The organism is Cellulomonas sp. EB106-03-03-XG116, from assembly GCF_058792015.1.
In genome coordinates this window covers 1-17,687 of the sequence record NZ_JBYTEP010000002.1, presented here as the reverse complement: position 1 = coordinate 17,687, position 17,687 = coordinate 1, and the positions used below count along the sequence as shown (strand labels likewise).

Below are 17,687 nucleotides of genomic sequence, written 5' to 3'. Positions count from 1 at the left end.
CGGGCGCCACGATCGCATCGACGACCTTCGATGCGAGGAGACGACGATGGGCGACGTGCGCGACGAGGTCCGCCGCCGGTACGCGGCGGCCGCCACGTCGGTGACCCTCGCGGCGACCGCGGCCCCCGCCCAGGACTGCTGCGGCGGGACCTGCGGCACGGACGCCCCGGAGAGCCGGTTCGGCGCGTCCCTCTACGACGCGACAGCGCTGGCGGGCATCCCCGTCGAGGCGCAGCTCGCCTCCCTCGGCTGCGGCAACCCCGTGGCGGTCGCCGACCTCCGCCCGGGCGAGCGCGTGCTCGACCTCGGGTCCGGTGGCGGCATCGACGTGCTGCTGTCCGCGCGGCGCGTCGGCCCGACCGGGTTCGCCCACGGGGTGGACATGACGGACGAGATGCTCGGGCTCGCCCGGGACAACGCCGCACGCGCCGGCGCGACCAACGTGGCGTTCCACCGCGGCACCATCGAGGACCTGCCGCTCCCGGATGCGTCGGTCGACGTCGTGATCTCGAACTGCGTCGTCAACCTGTCGCCCGACAAGCCGCGGGTGCTGGCCGAGGCCTTCCGCGTGCTCGCGCCCGGCGGCCGCCTCGGCATCTCCGACGTCGTGGCGGAGGACCGGCTCACGCCGGACCAGCGAGCCGAGCGCGGCTCGTACGTCGGCTGCATCGCGGGTGCCCTGTCCCGCAGCGAGTACCTCGCGCTCCTGGCCGCAGCCGGGTTCGTGGCCGCCGACGTCACCCTCACCCACGCCGTCGCCGACGGCATGCACGGCGCCCTCGTGCGCGCCACCAAGCCGGCCGCCGCGCCGACGACCGAGGAGAACCGATGACCGACCCCCGTCCCAGCGTCCTGTTCGTCTGCGTGCACAACGCCGGCCGCTCGCAGATGGCCGCCGGCCTGCTGACGTCGCTCTCCGGTGGCGCCGTCGAGGTGCGCTCGGCCGGCTCCGCCCCTGCCGACCGGGTCAACCCCGTGGCGATCGAGGCGATGGCCGAGCTCGGGGTCGACCTCACCGCCGAGCAGCCCAAGGTGCTGACCCCCGAGGCGGTGCAGGCCTCCGACGTGGTGGTGACGATGGGCTGCGGCGACGCGTGCCCGTACTACCCCGGGACGCGGTACGAGGACTGGGTGCTCGAGGACCCGGCCGGCCAGGACCTCGCGATGGTGCGGGGGGTGCGGGACGAGATCCGGGGGCGCGTCGAGGCGCTGCTGGCGTCGCTGGGCGTGCCGCAGGCGGGCCCGCTCGCCCGGGCCTGACCCGGACGCCGATCCCGCGGTGCCGCCGCCGCTCGCCGTCCGAGGGCTCAGCCGGCCGGCGGGCGGTCCGCGTCGCTCGGGCCCTGGCCCGCGTCACCGCTCGCCGCGTCGTCGTCCGTCCGCCCCTGCATCGCCAGGATCAGGAACACGGACCCCACCGGCAGGAACGCCAGCGCCCCGTACCGCAGGGAGTCGTTGAACAGCCCGGAGAACCCCAGCACCAGGAACACGAGCCCGATGGGCAGGTAGGCGACCCGGGCCTGCGCGTCGTCGGACGGGGGCTCCGGCTGCGGCGGGCTCGTGGGCTCGGGCTGATCGGCCATGCCCCGACGGTAGGCGGCACGACCCCCGGGTCGCCTCCGCCGCGGGACGGAGATCGTCCCCCGACCCCGGGAACGACCGCGCCCCCGCCCCGGGGACCGGGACGGGGGCGCGGTGCGCGCTGGCGCGTGGCGTCAGGCCGCGACGACCTTGACGGTCAGCTTCGCGGAGACCTCCGGGTGCAGGCGGACCTGCACCGCGTACTCGCCGGTCGCCTTGATCGGCTGCGCGACCTCGATCTTGCGGCGGTCGATCGACGGGCCGCCGGCGGCCTTGACGGCCTCGGCGATCTCGGCGGTCGTGACCGCGCCGAAGAGGCGGCCGGCGTCGCCGGACTTCGCCGCCACGGTGACCGGGTTGCCCTGGAGCGAGTCGCGCACGGCGCGCGCCTCGTCGAGGGTCGCGATCTCGCGGGTCTTGCGAGCACGGCGGATCGCCGTGATCTCCTTCTCCGCACCCTTGCTCCACGTGGTCGCGAGACCGCGCGGGACGAGGTAGTTGCGGGCGTACCCGTCCTTGACGTCGACGACGTCGCCGGGAGCGCCGAGGCCCGTGACCTCGTGGGTCAGGATGAGCTTGGCCATCTTGTTGCTCCTTCTCAGCGAGCCGACGACGAGTACGGCAGGAGCGCCATCTCGCGGGCGTTCTTCACGGCCCGCGCGATCGCGCGCTGCTCCTGGACGGACACGCCGGTCACGCGGCGGGCGCGGATCTTCCCGCGGTCGGAGATGAACTTCCGCAGCAGGGCGGTGTCCTTGTAGTCGACCGACTCGATCTTCGCCGCCTTGAGCGGGTTCTGCTTCTTCTTGGGCTTCCGGACAACGGCCTTGGCCATCGTGGTGCTCCTTGTTCTACGTACGGAGCCCGGGGCGTTGCCATGCCCCGGGATGGGATGTTCGGGATGGCGCGCGCGGCGCCGGTGCCGACCTGGCGGTCAGCGGTGCTCGATCAGAACGGGGGCTCGTCGGAGTAGCCACCCGCGCCGCCGCCGCCCGCGGGCGTGGCCCACGGGTCGTCCTGCTGCGCGGGCTGGCCGCCGCCGTTGAACCCGCCACCGCCGCCGCCACCGCCGTTGAAGCCGCCGCCACCGCCGCCGCCGAACCCGCCGCCGCCACCGCCGGACCGCTGGGTCCGGGTGACCTTGGCCGAGGCGTAGCGGAGCGACGGGCCGACCTCGTCGACCTGCAGCTCGTAGACGGTGCGCTTCTCGCCCTCGCGGGTCTCGTAGGACCGCTGGACGAGCCGGCCGCTGACGATCACGCGGGTGCCCTTGGTGAGCGACTCGGCGACGTTCTCCGCCGCCTCCCGCCAGATCGAGCAGCGGAGGAACAGCGTGTCGCCGTCCTTCCACTCGTTGCTCTGGCGGTCGAACGTGCGCGGCGTGGACGCCACGGTGAAGTTCGCGACCGCGGCGCCGGACGGCGTGAACCGCAGCTCCGGGTCGGCGGTCAGGTTCCCGATCACCGTGATGGTGGTGTCACCAGCCATGCCAGCTCCTCGTTCTCGTCGATGCTCGTCGAAGGGGTGTCCCGCACGGTACGCGCGCGGTCTGACGCGTCAGGACTCCTTGCGGAGGACCTTCGTGCGCAGGACGACCTCGTTCAGGCCCAGCTGACGGTCCAGCTCCTTGGCGGTGTCCGACGTCGAGGAGAAGTCGACGACGGCGTAGATGCCCTCGGACTTCTTCTTGATGTCGTACGCCAGGCGGCGACGGCCCCAGATGTCCACGTTGTCGACGGAGCCACCGTCGGTCTTGACGACCGACAGGTACTTGTCGAGCGACGGGGCGACGGTGCGCTCGTCGATGCTGGGGTCGAGGATGATCATGATCTCGTACTGACGCAGGCTCATACCCACCTCCTCTGGTCTCGGCGGCCACGGTCGTTCCGTGGCAGGAGGGTGTCGTTGCGTCGCTGCCCCCGGCCCGTGGTGTCGATGGCGACGGTGCGGGCGGGCACAGCAGCACACCAGTCTACCCGGTCGCGCGACCCCTCGGGGCCGCGCGTCCGGGTGGACGGTGCGGGTCCTCGGGTCCCGCTCAGCCGTTGGGGTTCGGGTTCACGGCGTTGCCGCCGGCCTGGCCGTTGTTGCCGCCCTGCCCCGCGCCCTCGGTGGGCTGCTGGGTCGGCTGCGGCTGCGGCTGCGGCTCGGGGCCCTTCGAGACCCGGAGCGTCACCGTCGACCCCGGGGCCACCTGCGACCCCTCGCCCGGGCTGACGCCCAGGACCGTGCCGGCTGCCGCGGCGTTGAACTCCTCCGCGACCGACGGGACGAGCCCGGCGTTCTGGAGCGCGGCCTGCGCGTCGCCGGACAGCTGCCCGGTGAGGCCGGACGGCACCGCGACGGTCGTCGGCTGCTCGGGCTCGGGCGCCTGCGTCTCGACGGGCGCGGGCGTGGTCGGCTCGGAGGACGGCACGGCGGCCGCGTTGACGTTCGCCCGCGGCGGGAAGTCGACGACCGCGGCGTACTGCGGCAGCTCGAAGACCGGCTTCATGTACGAGGCCCAGAGCTCGGCCGGGTAGGTCGACCCGGTGACCTCCTTCACCCCGCCCCACGGGGTGATGGTGACCTGGTCCTTGCCGTTCTCGCCGACCTGGCTGAGGCCGACCGCGGTCGCGATCTGCGGGGTGAACCCGACGAACCAGGCCGACCTGTTGTCCGAGGACGTGCCGGTCTTGCCGGCGATCGGCCGGCCGAGCGGGCTGATGTAGCGCTCGCCGGACCCCTTCTCGACGACCTGGGTCATCGCGTACGTCGTGTCGGCCATGACCCCGGCGTCGAAGGTCTGCACCGGCTGGGTCTGGCCGGCGTAGGCGACGTCGCCGTCCGGGTACACGGCCTGGGCCACCATGAACGGCTTGTGGTAGACGCCCTGCGCCGCGATCGTCGCGTAGGCGGACGCCATCTCCAGCGGGGAGACGATGTCGGCGCCGAGCACGTTCGACGGCACCGAGCTCACCGGCGACGTGACGCCGGCCCGACCCGCGACGTCCGCGGTCTTCTCGGGCCCGACCTCGAGGTTGAGCTGCGCGTAGACGGTGTTCACCGACTGCTCGGTCGCCTTGACCAGGTCGATGCGACCGAAATCCTGCCCGCCGAAGTTGTTGACCGGCTCCGGGCCCCACGCGTCGAACGTCTGGGGCGAGACGCCCGAGTACCGCTTGCTGAGCGGGATGCCGTTCTCGAGGGCGGCGATGAGGGTGAACGGCTTGAAGGTCGAGCCACCCTGGATGCGGTCGCGGCTGGCCCGGTCGATCTGGTCGGCGAGGAAGTCGGACCCGCCGTACATCGACACGATGCCCCCGGTGGCCGGGTCGATCGAGACCGTGCCCACCTTCAGCGCCTCGGGCGGCAGCTCGCCGTCGGACAGGCCGCCCTCGCGCATGCTCTGCACGGCGGCCTCCGCGTTCCCCTGCACCGCGGGGTCGATGGTCGTCGTGATCGTCAGGCCGCCCGAGCTGATCATCTCGTCGCTGATCGAGCCGGTGGCGGTGAGCTCCCGCTTCACGTACTGCAGCAGGTAGCCGGTGGTGCCGCCGTAGGTCTCGTTGCGCTGGAAGTCGACGACCGCGGGGAACGTCTGCGCGTCCCGGTCGGCCTGCGTCAGGTAGCCGTCGCGGACCATGCCGTCGAGGACGTAGTCCCAGCGCTGCTGCGCCTTCTCCGGGCTGACCGCGGGGTCCCAGTTGTTCGGCGACGGGATGACCCCGGCGAGCAGTGCGGCCTCGGCGACGGTCAGCTGCGCCGACGGGTGCCCGAAGTAGGCCTGGGACGCGGCCTCGACGCCGTACGCGTCCCGGCCGAAGTAGATCGTGTTGAGGTAGCGCCCGAGGATCTGCTCCTTGGTCTCCGACTGCGCGATCTTGATCGCGAGCAGCGCCTCCTTGGCCTTGCCGACGTAGCCCGTCGTGGTCTGGCCGACGTAGTACCGCTCCACGTACTGCTGGGTGAGGGTCGACCCGCCCTGCGTCGCGCCGCCGCGGACGTTGTTGATGAACGCCCGGGCCATGCCGGTGACGGAGATGCCCTGGTTCTCGAAGAACGTGCGGTCCTCGGCCGACACCACGGCCTGGCCCATGAACTCGGGCAGCGACTCGTAGTCGACGATGGTGCGGTTCGGGCCCGGGAACGTGCCCATCGGCGACCCGTCGGCGTAGAGCACGGTCGACTTCTGCGCCTCGACGAACTCGTCCGGCGCCGGCACGTCGGTGAGCGCGTACGCCGCGACGCCGAGCCCGAGGCACAGGAAGACGAAGCCGATGACGGAGCCGACGACGAACCGCCACGACGGCAGCCAGCGGTGCAGACCGCGGTAGCCCCGACGGGGGTAGTCGATGAACCGCCGCCGTCCGCCGGACGCGGCGGTACCGCGTGCGGCGGACGCCGCGGACCGTCGGTTCGAGCCTGCCACGGCACTGCCTTCCTGTGGACTGCTGGGGGGAGGGCCGGCGGCAGGGAGCCGTCCGGGCCCGGATCAGTATGCGCGAGCGGCCGTGCGCCGCCCGCGGGCGGACGACCCCTCCCGGCGACCTGCACACGATCGCCACGAGGCCCCCCGCCCGGCTTCCCGGCCCGATGAGCATCCTGGCAGCCGCGCGGCCGCCGGGCACGTGACCTGCGCGCCGAACCGCCGACGCGGGCTCCGCCACGCCGGTCGAGCCCGGGGTGTTGCCCGGATCACCCGCTTCGTCCTACCCTCCCCGATGTATCAGTTCGATACATCGACGTGCGGAGAGCGGGAGAGGAGGCCACGGTGCGCGGACGTTCCGACGTGCTCGAGTCGGCCATCCTCGGCCTGCTGCACGACTCCCCGATGCACGGGTACGAGCTGCGGAAGCGGCTGAACCTGCTGCTCGGCTCGTTCCGCGCGCTGTCCTACGGGTCGCTGTACCCCGCGCTCAAGTCGCTGGTGGCGCGCGGCCTCATCGCGGGCTCCGACCCGCAGCAGGCCCCCGCGCACGGGCTGGCCGGCAAGCGGGCCCGGATCGTCTACCAGCTCACCGCGGAGGGCAAGGAGCAGTTCCAGCACGTGCTGGCCTCCTCCGGCCCGGCCGCGTGGGAGGACGAGAACTTCGGGTTCCGGTTCGCGTTCTTCGGGCAGACCGACGCCGAGACCCGGCTGCGGATCCTCGAGGGCCGGCGCACCCGGATGACCGAGCGCCTGGAGCTGATCAAGGACTCCGTGTCCCGCACCCGCGTCCGCATGGACGAGTACACCCTCGAGCTGCAGCGTCACGGGCTCGAGCAGGTCGAGCGCGAGGTGCGCTGGCTCGACGACCTCATCGACCACGAGCGCAGCAACCGCGGCGCCCGTCCCCGCGGCGTCGGCCGGCCGGCCGACGCCCGCACGAACGCTGTCGAGGATGACTCCATCGTCGCGGCACCAACCCCTCAGAAGGAGCGAGGATGACCGCCATCCGCGTTGCGATCGCCGGCGTGGGCAACTGCGCCTCGTCGCTTGTCCAGGGCGTGCACTACTACGCCGACGCCGACCCGAGCACCAAGGTGCCGGGCCTCATGCACGTGCAGTTCGGCGACTACCACGTCTCCGACCTGGAGTTCGTGCTGGCGTTCGACGTCGACGCCAAGAAGGTCGGCTTCGACCTGTCCGAGGCGATCGTCGCGTCGGAGAACAACACCATCAAGATCGCCGACGTCCCGCCGCTCGGCGTGACCGTCCAGCGCGGCCCGACCCTCGACGGCGTCGGCAAGTACTACGCGATGACGATCGAGGAGTCCGACGCGGAGCCGGTCGACGTCGTCCAGGCGCTCAAGGACGCGAAGGTCGACGTCCTCGTCTCCTACCTGCCGGTGGGCTCCGAGGAGGCCGACAAGTTCTACGCGCAGGCCTGCATCGACGCGGGCGTGGCGTTCGTCAACGCGCTGCCGGTGTTCATCGCCTCCGACCCCGAGTGGGCGGCGAAGTTCGAGGCGGCCGGCGTGCCGATCGTCGGCGACGACATCAAGTCCCAGGTCGGCGCGACCATCACGCACCGCGTGCTCGCCCGCCTGTTCGAGGACCGCGGCGTCGTCCTGGACCGCACGTACCAGCTGAACGTCGGCGGCAACATGGACTTCAAGAACATGCTCGAGCGCGAGCGCCTGGAGTCCAAGAAGATCTCGAAGACGCAGGCCGTCACCTCGAACCTCGAGGACGGCCCGCTGGCCGGCAAGAAGGACGACCGCAACGTCCACATCGGCCCGTCGGACTACGTCGCCTGGCTCGACGACCGCAAGTGGGCGTACGTCCGCCTCGAGGGTCGCGCGTTCGGCGAGGTGCCCCTGAACCTCGAGTACAAGCTCGAGGTCTGGGACTCCCCGAACTCGGCCGGCATCATCATCGACGCCGTCCGCGCCGCGAAGATCGCCAAGGACCGCGGCATCGGCGGCCCGATCCTGTCGGCGTCGACGTACTTCATGAAGTCCCCGCCGGTCCAGCACGAGGACCAGCACGGCCGGGAGCTCGTGGAGAAGTTCATCCGCGGCGAGATCGAGCGCTGATCCGAAGTGCAGCGGAGGGTGGGTCGCGAGCGCAGCGAGTGACCCACCCGTAGCGGAACGCAGGATCAGCGCGACCAGGAGAACGGCGCGCTGCTTCCGGGGCGACCACGACGAAGGGCCCGGCACCACCACGGTGCCGGGCCCTTCGCGTGCCTCAGGCCCCGGCGATCTCCGCCCGCAGCTGGTCGAGCAGCTCCGCGAGCCCGTCCGCGAGCGCCTCGGCCTGCGCCCGGGTCGCGGTGGCCGACACGGTCCACACGGTCGCGGGCGCGCCGTCGGCACCGGGGACGGCGACGAACTCCTGCACCTGCGTCATCGGCACCGCGACGCCGTCGACGGTCGTCGTGAAGTGCACCTGCTGCGCGACCGCGAAGTCGCCGGTCTGCTCGCGACGGGCCAGGGCGACGTCCCGCTCGGTGGCCTCGATCGCGGCGACCGCCTCCGCGCCGAGCTCGAGCGCCAGGCCGGGGTCGGCGGAGCGCTGCACGCCGACCGTGACGTTGGCGGTGAAGCCCGCGTCGGGGGTCTCGTGCGCGGCGGCGAAGGCGATGCCCGGCGTGCCGAGCGTCTGCGGCGGGATGAGGTGCCAGCCCTCGGGCAGCGCGGGCGCGTCCTGCGGCTCGGTGGTCATGCGTCTCCTCGGTTCCGGGGGTCCGCCGAGTCTAGGCGGCGGCCCGGATAGCCTGGCCCGGTGCAGGTGGTCTCCGATCTGAAGCAGCTCTGGCCCCTGGTGGACTTCCGGCGGCTGCTCACGGTCCGCCTGGTCAGCCAGTGCTCCGACGGCCTGTTCCAGGCGGGGCTGGCCACGCTGTTCTTCTTCTCCCCGGAGAACGCCACCACCGCGACCGGCGTCGCGGCCGCGTTCGCGGTCCTGCTGCTGCCGTTCACCGTGGTCGGCCCGTGGGCCGGCGTGCTGCTCGACCGCTGGCGCCGGCGGCAGGTGCTGCTGGTCGGCAACCTGGTGCGCGCCGGGCTGACGCTGCTGACCGCGCTGGTGATGGCCACGGCCGGGGTCGGGCCCGCGGTGTACGTCCTCGCGCTCGTGACGCTGTCGGTCAACCGGTTCCTGCTGTCGGCGCTGTCGGCGTCCCAGCCGCGGGTCGTGGCCGGGCCGCTGCTGCTCACCGCGAACTCGATCACCCCGACGCTCGGCACGGTGTCGTCCGGCGTCGGCTGGGGCATCGGGTTCCTGCTCGGCCTCGTCCTGCCGTCGGGCACCACCCGCGACGTCGCGTCGCTGGTCGCGGCCGCGGTGCTGATGACGACCGCGTCGCTCGTCGCGACCCGGCTCGGCCGGGACCTGCTGGGTCCGGACGCCCGGGCCGACGCGTCCGAGGTGCGCCGTGCGCTCGGCACCCTCGCGCGCGGGCTGGTCGGCGGCGCCCGCTACCTGGTCCGGCGCGGCACGCCCGCGCGGGCGCTCGGCGTGATGGCGGTGCACCGCTTCCTCTACGGCGCGGTCTTCATCGCGAGCCTGCTCATCTCGCGCAACCTGCTGTCCGACCCCGCCGACGCCCGCGCCGGGCTGATCACGTTCAGCACCGTGGCGGCGGTGACCGGGGTCGGCTTCGCGATGGCCATCGTGGCGACGCCGATCGTGTCGCCGCTCGTCGGCCCGCAGGGCTGGATCTCGATCTGCCTGGTCCTCGCCGCGGCGACCCAGGCGCTGCTCGCGATCACGGTGGCCTACCCCGCGGTGCTGGCCGGCTCCTTCGTGCTCGGGCTCGCCGCGCAGGGCGCGAAGATCGCCGTCGACACGATCGTCCAGCGGGACACCGCCGACGCGTTCCGCGGGCGGGCGTTCGCGCTGTACGACGTCCTGTACAACGCGGCGTTCGTCGGCGCGGCGGCGCTGGCCGCGGTCGCGCTGCCGGACACCGGCTGGTCGCGCGGGGTGTTCGCGCTGATCGCGGTCGCCTACCTCGCGACGGCCGTGCTCTACCGCACCCGCGCCACGGAGCCCGCCGAGGTCCCGGTCACCGCCTGACCGCGTGCCTGACAGCGTGCCCGGTCGGGCCTGCCCGGCCGGGCGGTCAGGCCTGCCGGGCCGCCCACCACGACTCGAGCTCGGCGCGCGCGCGCTCCTCCCCCAGCGGGCCGTGCTCCATCCGCAGCTCGAGCAGGTGCTTGTACGCCTCGCCGACCTCGCGGCCGGGCCCGATGCCGAGCACCGCCATGATCTGCGTGCCGTCGAGGTCCGGCCGGATGGCCGCGAGCTCCTCCTCCTCGGCCAGCCGGGCGATCCGCTCCTCGAGGTCGTCGTACGCCGCGGAGAGCCGGCGCGCCTTGCGCACGTTCCGCGTGGTGCAGTCGGACCGGGTCAGCCGGTGCAGCCGCTCCAGGAGCGGTCCGGCGTCGGTCACGTAGCGGCGCACCGCCGAGTCCGTCCACGCGCCCTCGCCGTACCCGTGGAACCGCAGGTGCAGCTCGGTCAGCCGGGCGACCGCCTGGACGGTCGCCTTGTCGAAGTGCAGCGCCCGCAGCCGCTTGGCGACGAGCTTGGCGCCGACGACCTCGTGGTGGTGGAACGAGACCCCGCCGCCGGACTCGAACCGGCGCGTCGCGGGCTTGCCGATGTCGTGCAGCAGCGCCGCGAGGCGCAGCACGAGGTCCGGGCCCGGCACCGGGCCGTCGGGGCCGGTCTCCAGCGCGATCGCCTTGTCGAGGACGGTGAGCGAGTGCTCGTACACGTCCTTGTGCCGGTGGTGCTCGTCGATCTCGAGCCGCAGGGCCGGCAGCTCGGGGAGCACGTGCTGGGCGAGTCCGGTGTCCACGAGCACGCGCAGGCCGGGCCGCGGCTGCCGGGACATCAGCAGCTTGACGAGCTCGTCGCGGACCCGCTCGGCCGAGACGATCGCGAGCCGGTCCGCCATGTCCGTCGCGGCCGCGAGCGTCGCCGGTTCCACGTGGAACCCGAGCTGGGCGGCGAACCGCGCGGCCCGCAGCATGCGCAGCGGGTCGTCGTCGAACGACTGCCGCGGGTCGACCGGCGTCCGCAGCACCCCGCGGGCGAGGTCGCGCAGGCCGTCGTACGGGTCGACGAAGGTCAGGTCCGGCAGCCGGATCGCCATGGAGTTCACGGTGAAGTCGCGGCGGGACAGGTCGCCCTCGAGCGAGTCCCCGAACGCGACCTCCGGCTTCCGGGAGGACGGGTCGTACGCGTCGGTGCGGTAGGTGGTCACCTCGACCACCACGTCCTCCGCGCCACGGCGCCCGTGCCGCCGCGCGCCGATGGTGCCGAACGCCCGCCCGATGTCCCAGTGCGCGTCGCCCCACGCCGCGAGGATCCGCTCCGTCTCGTCGGGGGTCGCGGACGTCGTGAAGTCGAGGTCGGCGCTCGGCCGGCCGAGGAACGCGTCCCGCACCGGGCCGCCCACCAGGGCGAGCTCGTGCCCCGCCGCCTGGAAGAGGTCGCCGAGCTCCAGCGCCGCCGGCGCGAGGCCCGCGATCACGCCGAGCGCGCGCTTCTGCAGCGCGAGCAGCGCGTCGGCGTCGACGGAGGTGCCCGTGCCCGCCGGGGCGGCACCGGGCCCCGCGGCCGGGGTGGGGTCGGGCGCGGTGCGGGGGCTCAGGTCGTCGGACGGCACGACGCCCAAGCCTGCCAGATCCGGGCTGCGGCCCGCCGCCGCGGGGGTCCCCGAGCGCCCCGCCGCCGGTCGGCGCGCACAGGTCCTCCACGCCGAGTCCGTCCGGCGGCCGTGACGGAGTCGTTACAGTGGCCTGCATGCCTGAGCACGCGCGCGCCCTGCCCCCGCAGGGCGTCCCCGCGCCGCCGGGCGGTCACGCGCTCCGGATCGACCCCCGGTCGACGCGCACCCGGCACCCGCACCTGCCCGTCGTCGAGGAGACCTCCGCGGGCGGCCTCGTGGTGCGCCTCGACGCCGGCCTGCACGTCGCCGCCGTCATCGCGCGCCGCAACCGGGCCGGCCGGCTCGAGTGGTGCCTGCCGAAGGGGCACCTCGAGGGCGAGGAGACCCCGGAGCAGGCCGCGGTCCGCGAGATCGCCGAGGAGACGGGCATCGTCGGCCGCATCGTGCGCCGGCTCGGCGTCATCGACTACTGGTTCACCGGGGACGACCGCCGCGTGCACAAGATGGTGCACCACTATCTCCTCGGGGCGGTCGGCGGCGAGCTGACCGTCGAGGGCGACCCGGACGGCGAGGCGGAGGACGTGGCGTGGGTACCGGTGGTGGACCTGCCCGGGCGCCTGGCCTACCCCAACGAGCGACGACTGGCCGAGGCCGCGCACGTGGTCCTCGTCGGCGAGGCATGAGGCTGCGCGGCACGGCGGGGCGCGCACGAGCGGTCACGGCGGCGGTCCTGGCCGCCTGCGTGGTCGCGCTGTCCGGCGCGCCCGCGCTCGGGTCGGCCGGGGTCCCCGCGACCACCCCCGCCGGTGCGCCCGCACCCGCCGCCCCCTCGACGGACGACCTGCCGCTGTCCGTCGCGATCACCGCCGTCGCGCCCCAGGTGCTCGCACCGGGCGACGACCTGACGGTGACCGCCACGCTGCGCAACGACGGCGACGAGGTGGTGGAGCAGCCGCGCGCGTCGGTGCGCATCTACCGCTACCGGATGTCGACGCGGGAGCAGGTCGCCGCCTGGGCCGACGCCGGCGACTCCAGCCCGATCGGCGACGTCGCCGCCTCGACCACGCTCGACGCCCCGCTCGAGCCCGGCGCCACCACGACGGTGCAGGTGACGGTGCCCGCCGAGAGCATCGGCCTGCTCCGCACCGAGGACGCCTGGGGCCCGCGCGGCCTCACGCTCGACGTCGGCGACGGGCGCAGCCGCGTCGGACTGGACCGCAGCTACCTGCTGTGGGACTCCGCGGACGAGCTGCCCAGCGCGCACGTCGGCGTGCTGTCCGCCGTGGTCGGGCCCGCCACCGACCCGTCGGTCGACGACGCGGCGGACGACGCCGGCGACGACGACGCGGCGGCCGTCCCCGGCCCGAGCCCCTCACCGACGCCGTCCGCGGGCGACGCCGCCGAGCAGGGCGCGGACGCGGCGGGCACCGACGACCGCCTCACCGCCCTCACCGCCGCGGGCGGCCGGCTCAGCAAGCTGCTGCAGGCCACGGCCGACCACCCGTACGTGTCCTGGGCGGTCGACCCGGCGCTGGTCGACGGCGCGGCGGCCGGCAGCCGGTCGGACCAGGCGTGGCTCACGGCGCTGACCGCCGCGGCCGCGGACCGCGAGGTCCTGCGGCTGCCGTGGGCGGACCCCGACCTCGCCGCGGTGGCGCACGCCGGCACGGCCGACGGCGCCGCCGACCTGCTGGCCCTCGCCCGCGGGGTGGCGTCGACGTCCGGGGCCGACCTCTGGGCCGACGCCGAGCCGGTGCTGTGGACCGCGGACGACGTCCCGGACCAGGTCACGGCGGCCCGCGCGGCGCAGTCCGACCCCGGCACGCCCCTGGTCGTCGGCCCCGACGCCATGCCCGCGCGCGGGTCCGAGGCGCCGAGCTCGCCCACCACGGTGGACACCACCGGCGGCTCCGTGACGGCCCTGGTCCCGGACCCGACGCTCTCCGACCTGCTGTCCGACCCGGCGACGTCCCAGCCGGGCGTCACCCCCGCGACCGCCGCCCAGCGCGTGCTCGCGGAGACCGCCGTGCTCGCCCGGTCCGACGACGCGCGCAGCACCTACGTCCTCGCGACGACGCCGCGCGACTGGCAGCCCGCGGCCGCGGTCACCCAGGCGCAGCTCGCGGCGCTCGGGTCCGCCCCGTGGGTCGAGACGGCCACCGTCGCCGAGATGCTCACCGCGCACGCGGCGGGCCGCGCGGACGGGGACGAGGCCGAGCGCGCCGCGCTGCCGGAGTCCCAGCGCACCGACACCGAGCTGACCCCGGCGTGGGTCAACGCGCTGGCGGCGCAGTGGCGGTCCGCGGGCGAGTTCGCCGCGGTCGTCCCCGACCCGGCCGCCCTGCTCCGCGGCCTCGACGCCGACCTCGTGTCCCCGCTCGCGGTGGCCTGGCGCGACGACCCCGACGGCCGCGCCGCCGCCATCAACGACGCGATCGCGGAGTCGCAGCAGCGGCAGTCCGGGCTCGACGTGCTGCTCAACGAGCAGTTCACGGTCATCTCCAGCTCCGCGCAGATCAGCGTCGCGGTGCGCAACGACCTCGACCAGGCCGCGCGCGTCCGGGTCGAGCTCCGCCCGCAGAAGGCGTGCCTCGACACCGCGCGGTCCCCGGTCACCGAGGTCGCGCCGAACGCCGACACCACCGTGACGATGACGCTGCGCGCCAGCGCCAACTGCGACGTGACCGTCGACGTGTCGCTGGTGTCCGAGACCGGCCGCCAGCTCACGACGCCGCAGCAGTTCTCCGCGCGGGTCGCCCCGACCATCGAGAGCGTCGGAGGCATCGTCGTCGGCGTGCTGCTCGCCCTGGCGCTCGCCTTCGGCATCTGGCGCACCGTGCGCCGCGGCCAGACCTCGCGGCGCGGGGCCCGGGTGGTGCGGGACGCGGCGGCCGACCGCGACGCGACGCCACCGTCCGCCGGCTCGGCGACCGCACCCGCCCCCCAGCACACGCCCGCCGACCGCCCCGCCGGCGCGCCCCCCGAAGGACAGGACCAGCCATGACCTCCCCCGCCACCGGCCCGGTCGCCGGTGACCCGGACGGCACCGCGGCCAGCGCGACGGCCGGCGGCGGCACGGACGCCGGCACCGGCGCCCCGGCCGGCACCGCCGTCCGCACGCCGGGCCTCGGCCGGTCCTCGCTGATCATGGCGTCGGGCACGGCGGCCTCCCGCGTGCTCGGCGTCGTCAACACCGCCCTGCTCGGCTGGGCGATCGGCGTCACCGGCCACATCGCGAACGCGTTCTCGGTCGCGAACAAGCTGCCGAACACGCTCTACCTGCTGATCGCCGGCGGCGTGCTCAACGCGGTGCTGGTCCCGCAGGTGGTCCGCGCCTACCAGCGCGCCGACGGGCAGCAGTACGTCGACCGCCTGCTCACGGTCGGCATCGTGCTGCTCGGCGGGCTCACCGTCGTGCTCACCGCGGCCGCGCCCCTGTTCGTGGCGTTCTACTCCTCGTTCCCGGACCCCGAGGTCACCCGCGTCGCGACCGCGCTCGCGTTCTGGTGCATCCCGCAGGTGTTCTTCTACGGGCTCTACTCGCTGCTCGGCCAGGTGCTCAACGCCCGCGGCTCCTTCGGCCCGTACATGTGGGCGCCGGTCGTCAACAACGTCGTGTTCATCGCCGGGCTGCTCGTGCTCGCGCAGGTGTTCGGGCGGAACAGCGACGGCGCCGACGCCGGCTCCTGGACCGCCGGCCAGACCGCGCTGCTCGGCGGCGCCGCCACCCTGGGCATCGTCGTGCAGGCGCTGGTGCTCCTCGTCCCGCTGTACCGCAGCGGGTTCCGGTACCGCCCGCGGTGGGGCCTGCGCGGGTCCGGCCTGGGCAGCGCGGGGCGGGTCGCCACCTGGACGTTCCTCGGGCTGCTGATCGGTCAGGTCGGCGTCTGGCGGATCAGCGTCGTCGCGAGCTCCGTCGCGACCGAGGGCGCGGCGGGCAACGCGGTCTACGACCGGGCGTTCCTCATCTTCATGCTGCCGCACTCCCTGGTGACCGTGTCGCTCGCGACCGCGCTGTTCACCCGGCTGTCCGGCCGCGCCGCAGCGGGCGACACCGCGGCGGTCCGGGCGGACCTGTCGCTCGGCCTGCGCACGGTCGGCGTGTTCACGGTGCTGGCGACCACCGGGATCGCGGTGCTGGCGTTCCCGCTGGGGCGCGCGCTGTTCCCGGACTCGCCGGACGGCGAGGTGCACGCGCTCGCGACGACGGTCGTGGCGCTGGTCCTCGGCCTGGTGGCGTTCGGGATCTGGTCGCTGTGCCAGCGGGTGTACTACGCCTACGAGGACGCCCGGTCGATGGTGCCGGTCCAGGTGCTCATGGCCGTGGTGGTCGTCGGGGGCACCGAGCTCGGGCGGGCCACGCTCGACGACCGGTACTGGGTCGCCGCGGCGTGCTTCTCGATGGCGGTGTCCTACGCGGTCGGCGCGGCCGTGGCGCTCGTGTCCGTCCACCGGCGGCTGGGCGGGTTCGACGGGCGGCGGGTGCTGGCGCTGCACCTCAAGGCGGGGGTCGGCGCGGTGCTCGCCGCGGGCGCGGGCCTGGGCCTGCTCGCCCTGCTCGGCCCGGTCGACACCTGGGGCCGCGCGGTGCTGGCCTGCGTGCTCGGCGCCGCGGTCATGTCGGGCGTGTACGTCGGCGTCCTGCTCCTGCTCCGCGTGCGCGAGCTGCGGACCCTCGCCGCCCCGCTGCTGCGGCGGCTCGGGCGCGCGTGAGCCGCCGGGCGCACCCCCACGGGACGGTGCGCGGGCGGCCGCGCGTCGGACGCGGGACCCGCCTGCCCGTCTAGCATGACGGGGAGCCTCGGCCCCACCCGGCCGGGCTCGACGCACACCGACGACCGGACGGAGGACGAGTGGTGCAGGCCCGCCCCGGTGACCCCGGACGCCCCGACGCCCCCGCGCTCGGCCGGCTCGGCGGCACCGTCGCCGGCCGGTACCGGCTGGACGAGCGCCGGCCCACCGACCTGCCCTCCGCCGAGCGCTGGACCGCGACGGACCAGATCCTCGCGCGCCCCGTGACCGTGACGCTCGTGTCCGGCGCGCGGACCGCAGCGGTCCTGGACGCCGCCCGGCGCGCCGCGCTCGTCGTCGAGCCCCGCCTCGCCCGGATCCTCGACGTCGGCCAGACCGAGGGCACCGGCTACGTCGTGACCGCCGCCGTGGAGGGGCGCAGCCTCGCGTCGCTCGCCGGCCGGGCCCCGCTGCCCGCCGACCAGGCACGCGCCGTGGTCGGCGAGGTCGCCGCCGCGCTCGAGGCCGCGCGCCGCCGCGGCGTGCACCACCTGGCGCTCCGCCCCGACGCCGTCGTGCTGACCGCGGGCGGCCGCGTGGTGCTCGAGGGGCTCGCGGTCGACGGGGAGCTGGTCGGCGCGTCCGGCGGCACCGCGCACGCGATGAGCCGCGCCGACGCGGTCGGCCTGGTGCGCGTGCTCTACGCCGCCCTCACCGGTCGGTGGCCCGCCGTGACGGCCGCGGGGACCGGCGCCCTGCCGAGCTTCGCCGAGTGGTCCGCCGGCAGCACCGGGCCCGCGCGCGACGCCGTCGAGCTCGACGCCGGCCTCCCGCTCGCGCCCGAGCACGACGGCGCGCCGCTCCCGCCCGTCGACCTGGTGCCGGACGTGCCCGCCGACCTCGACACGCTCTGCGCCGTCACGCTCGGCCCGCACGACGACGGGCCGCACAGCCCGGGCGAGCTCGTCCGCGAGCTCGAGCCCTGGCGCGCCGTCCGCGCCGACGAGATCTTCCGTGCCGCCGACGCCGGCCGCTGGCCCGCCCTCCCCGGGCAGTCGCCCGCCGGGTCGGCCGCCGCGACCGGGACCGGCTCCGGCACCACCACCGCACCTCCGACGGGAAGCAGCCCGATGACCGACGACCAGAAGCGCGCAGCGGACGACACGACGACGCCGGCGCAGGGCGGGGCGGCGGCCTCGGCCGGCGCCGGGGCCGGGGCGGGTACCGCGACCGGGGCCGGTGCCGGTGCCGCCGCCGGGACCGCCGGGCAGGCCGGTGCGGGTG

The 17,687-nt window shown here is 74.9% G+C and carries 17 protein-coding genes; 9 read left to right on the top strand and 8 right to left on the bottom strand.

Annotation, left to right across the window (positions count from 1 at the left end; translation table 11 throughout):
• Positions 1-46 precede the first annotated feature (46 nt).
• Complete coding sequence (gene arsM / locus AC3WUG_RS01015) at positions 47-832, top strand: arsenite methyltransferase (RefSeq protein ID WP_492325926.1); 786 nt, start codon at positions 47-49, stop codon at positions 830-832.
• Positions 829-1,260 carry an arsenate reductase ArsC gene (locus tag AC3WUG_RS01010; protein ID WP_492325925.1) on the top strand — a complete coding sequence of 144 codons (432 nt, stop codon included), beginning with the start codon at positions 829-831 and terminating at the stop codon, positions 1,258-1,260. The genes arsM and AC3WUG_RS01010 overlap by 4 nt, the downstream gene beginning before the upstream one ends.
• 47 nt (positions 1,261-1,307) lie before the next feature.
• On the opposite strand, the gene AC3WUG_RS01005 is transcribed toward AC3WUG_RS01010, so the two are convergent.
• The 6 genes from AC3WUG_RS01005 to AC3WUG_RS00980 form a co-directional block, all read right to left on the bottom strand.
• Positions 1,308-1,583, bottom strand: a complete 276-nt coding sequence (locus tag AC3WUG_RS01005) for a hypothetical protein (RefSeq protein ID WP_492325924.1) — start codon at positions 1,581-1,583, stop codon at positions 1,308-1,310.
• Between the two features lie 132 nt (positions 1,584-1,715).
• Positions 1,716-2,165 (bottom strand): 50S ribosomal protein L9, encoded by a 450-nt coding sequence (gene rplI / locus AC3WUG_RS01000; protein ID WP_166941584.1) that lies wholly within the window; start codon positions 2,163-2,165, stop codon positions 1,716-1,718.
• Between the two features lie 14 nt (positions 2,166-2,179).
• Positions 2,180-2,416 carry a 30S ribosomal protein S18 gene (gene rpsR / locus AC3WUG_RS00995; protein WP_013772910.1) on the bottom strand — a complete coding sequence of 79 codons (237 nt, stop codon included), beginning with the start codon at positions 2,414-2,416 and terminating at the stop codon, positions 2,180-2,182.
• A 113-nt stretch (positions 2,417-2,529) separates the two neighbouring features.
• The gene (locus AC3WUG_RS00990) at positions 2,530-3,069 is read right to left on the bottom strand and encodes a single-stranded DNA-binding protein (RefSeq protein ID WP_492325923.1); all 540 of its coding nucleotides are present in this window, start codon (positions 3,067-3,069) and stop codon (positions 2,530-2,532) included.
• Between the two features lie 69 nt (positions 3,070-3,138).
• A complete protein-coding gene (gene rpsF / locus AC3WUG_RS00985) occupies positions 3,139-3,432 on the bottom strand; it encodes a 30S ribosomal protein S6 (RefSeq protein WP_147795064.1) in 294 nt (97 codons plus the stop codon).
• 187 nt (positions 3,433-3,619) lie between these two features.
• Complete coding sequence (locus AC3WUG_RS00980) at positions 3,620-5,992, bottom strand: transglycosylase domain-containing protein (protein WP_492325922.1); 2,373 nt, start codon at positions 5,990-5,992, stop codon at positions 3,620-3,622.
• A gap of 342 nt (positions 5,993-6,334) precedes the next feature.
• Between AC3WUG_RS00980 and AC3WUG_RS00975 the strand changes: the two genes are divergently transcribed.
• Both AC3WUG_RS00975 and AC3WUG_RS00970 read left to right on the top strand, forming a co-directional pair.
• Entirely contained in the window at positions 6,335-6,991 is a 657-nt protein-coding gene (locus AC3WUG_RS00975; RefSeq protein WP_217615975.1) for a PadR family transcriptional regulator, read from the top strand.
• Positions 6,988-8,082, top strand: coding sequence for an inositol-3-phosphate synthase (locus tag AC3WUG_RS00970; protein WP_492325921.1), 1,095 nt, complete (start codon positions 6,988-6,990; stop codon positions 8,080-8,082). The genes AC3WUG_RS00975 and AC3WUG_RS00970 overlap by 4 nt, the downstream gene beginning before the upstream one ends.
• Positions 8,083-8,236: 154 nt before the next feature.
• Here the strand turns inward: AC3WUG_RS00970 and AC3WUG_RS00965 are convergent, their stop codons facing one another.
• The gene (locus tag AC3WUG_RS00965) at positions 8,237-8,713 is read right to left on the bottom strand and encodes a hypothetical protein (RefSeq protein WP_492325920.1); all 477 of its coding nucleotides are present in this window, start codon (positions 8,711-8,713) and stop codon (positions 8,237-8,239) included.
• 60 nt (positions 8,714-8,773) lie between these two features.
• Between AC3WUG_RS00965 and AC3WUG_RS00960 the strand changes: the two genes are divergently transcribed.
• Positions 8,774-10,069: an MFS transporter gene (locus tag AC3WUG_RS00960; protein ID WP_492325919.1), complete on the top strand. Its 1,296-nt coding sequence runs from the start codon at positions 8,774-8,776 to the stop codon at positions 10,067-10,069.
• A 46-nt stretch (positions 10,070-10,115) separates the two neighbouring features.
• On the opposite strand, the gene AC3WUG_RS00955 is transcribed toward AC3WUG_RS00960, so the two are convergent.
• Positions 10,116-11,555: a CCA tRNA nucleotidyltransferase gene (locus tag AC3WUG_RS00955; RefSeq protein WP_492326082.1), complete on the bottom strand. Its 1,440-nt coding sequence runs from the start codon at positions 11,553-11,555 to the stop codon at positions 10,116-10,118.
• A gap of 251 nt (positions 11,556-11,806) precedes the next feature.
• On the opposite strand from AC3WUG_RS00955, the gene AC3WUG_RS00950 reads away from it, so the two are divergent.
• From AC3WUG_RS00950 to AC3WUG_RS00935, 4 genes are all read left to right on the top strand, one after another.
• Entirely contained in the window at positions 11,807-12,355 is a 549-nt protein-coding gene (locus AC3WUG_RS00950) for an NUDIX hydrolase (protein ID WP_217615978.1), read from the top strand.
• Positions 12,352-14,676, top strand: coding sequence for a DUF6049 family protein (locus AC3WUG_RS00945; protein ID WP_492325918.1), 2,325 nt, complete (start codon positions 12,352-12,354; stop codon positions 14,674-14,676). The genes AC3WUG_RS00950 and AC3WUG_RS00945 overlap by 4 nt, the downstream gene beginning before the upstream one ends.
• On the top strand, positions 14,673-16,385 hold the full coding sequence (murJ, locus tag AC3WUG_RS00940) for a murein biosynthesis integral membrane protein MurJ (protein ID WP_492325917.1): 1,713 nt from the start codon (positions 14,673-14,675) through the stop codon (positions 16,383-16,385). The genes AC3WUG_RS00945 and murJ overlap by 4 nt, the downstream gene beginning before the upstream one ends.
• A 143-nt stretch (positions 16,386-16,528) precedes the next feature.
• Positions 16,529-17,687 (top strand): protein kinase family protein (locus AC3WUG_RS00935; protein WP_492325916.1); only part of this gene is annotated, 1,159 nt, incomplete at its 3' end.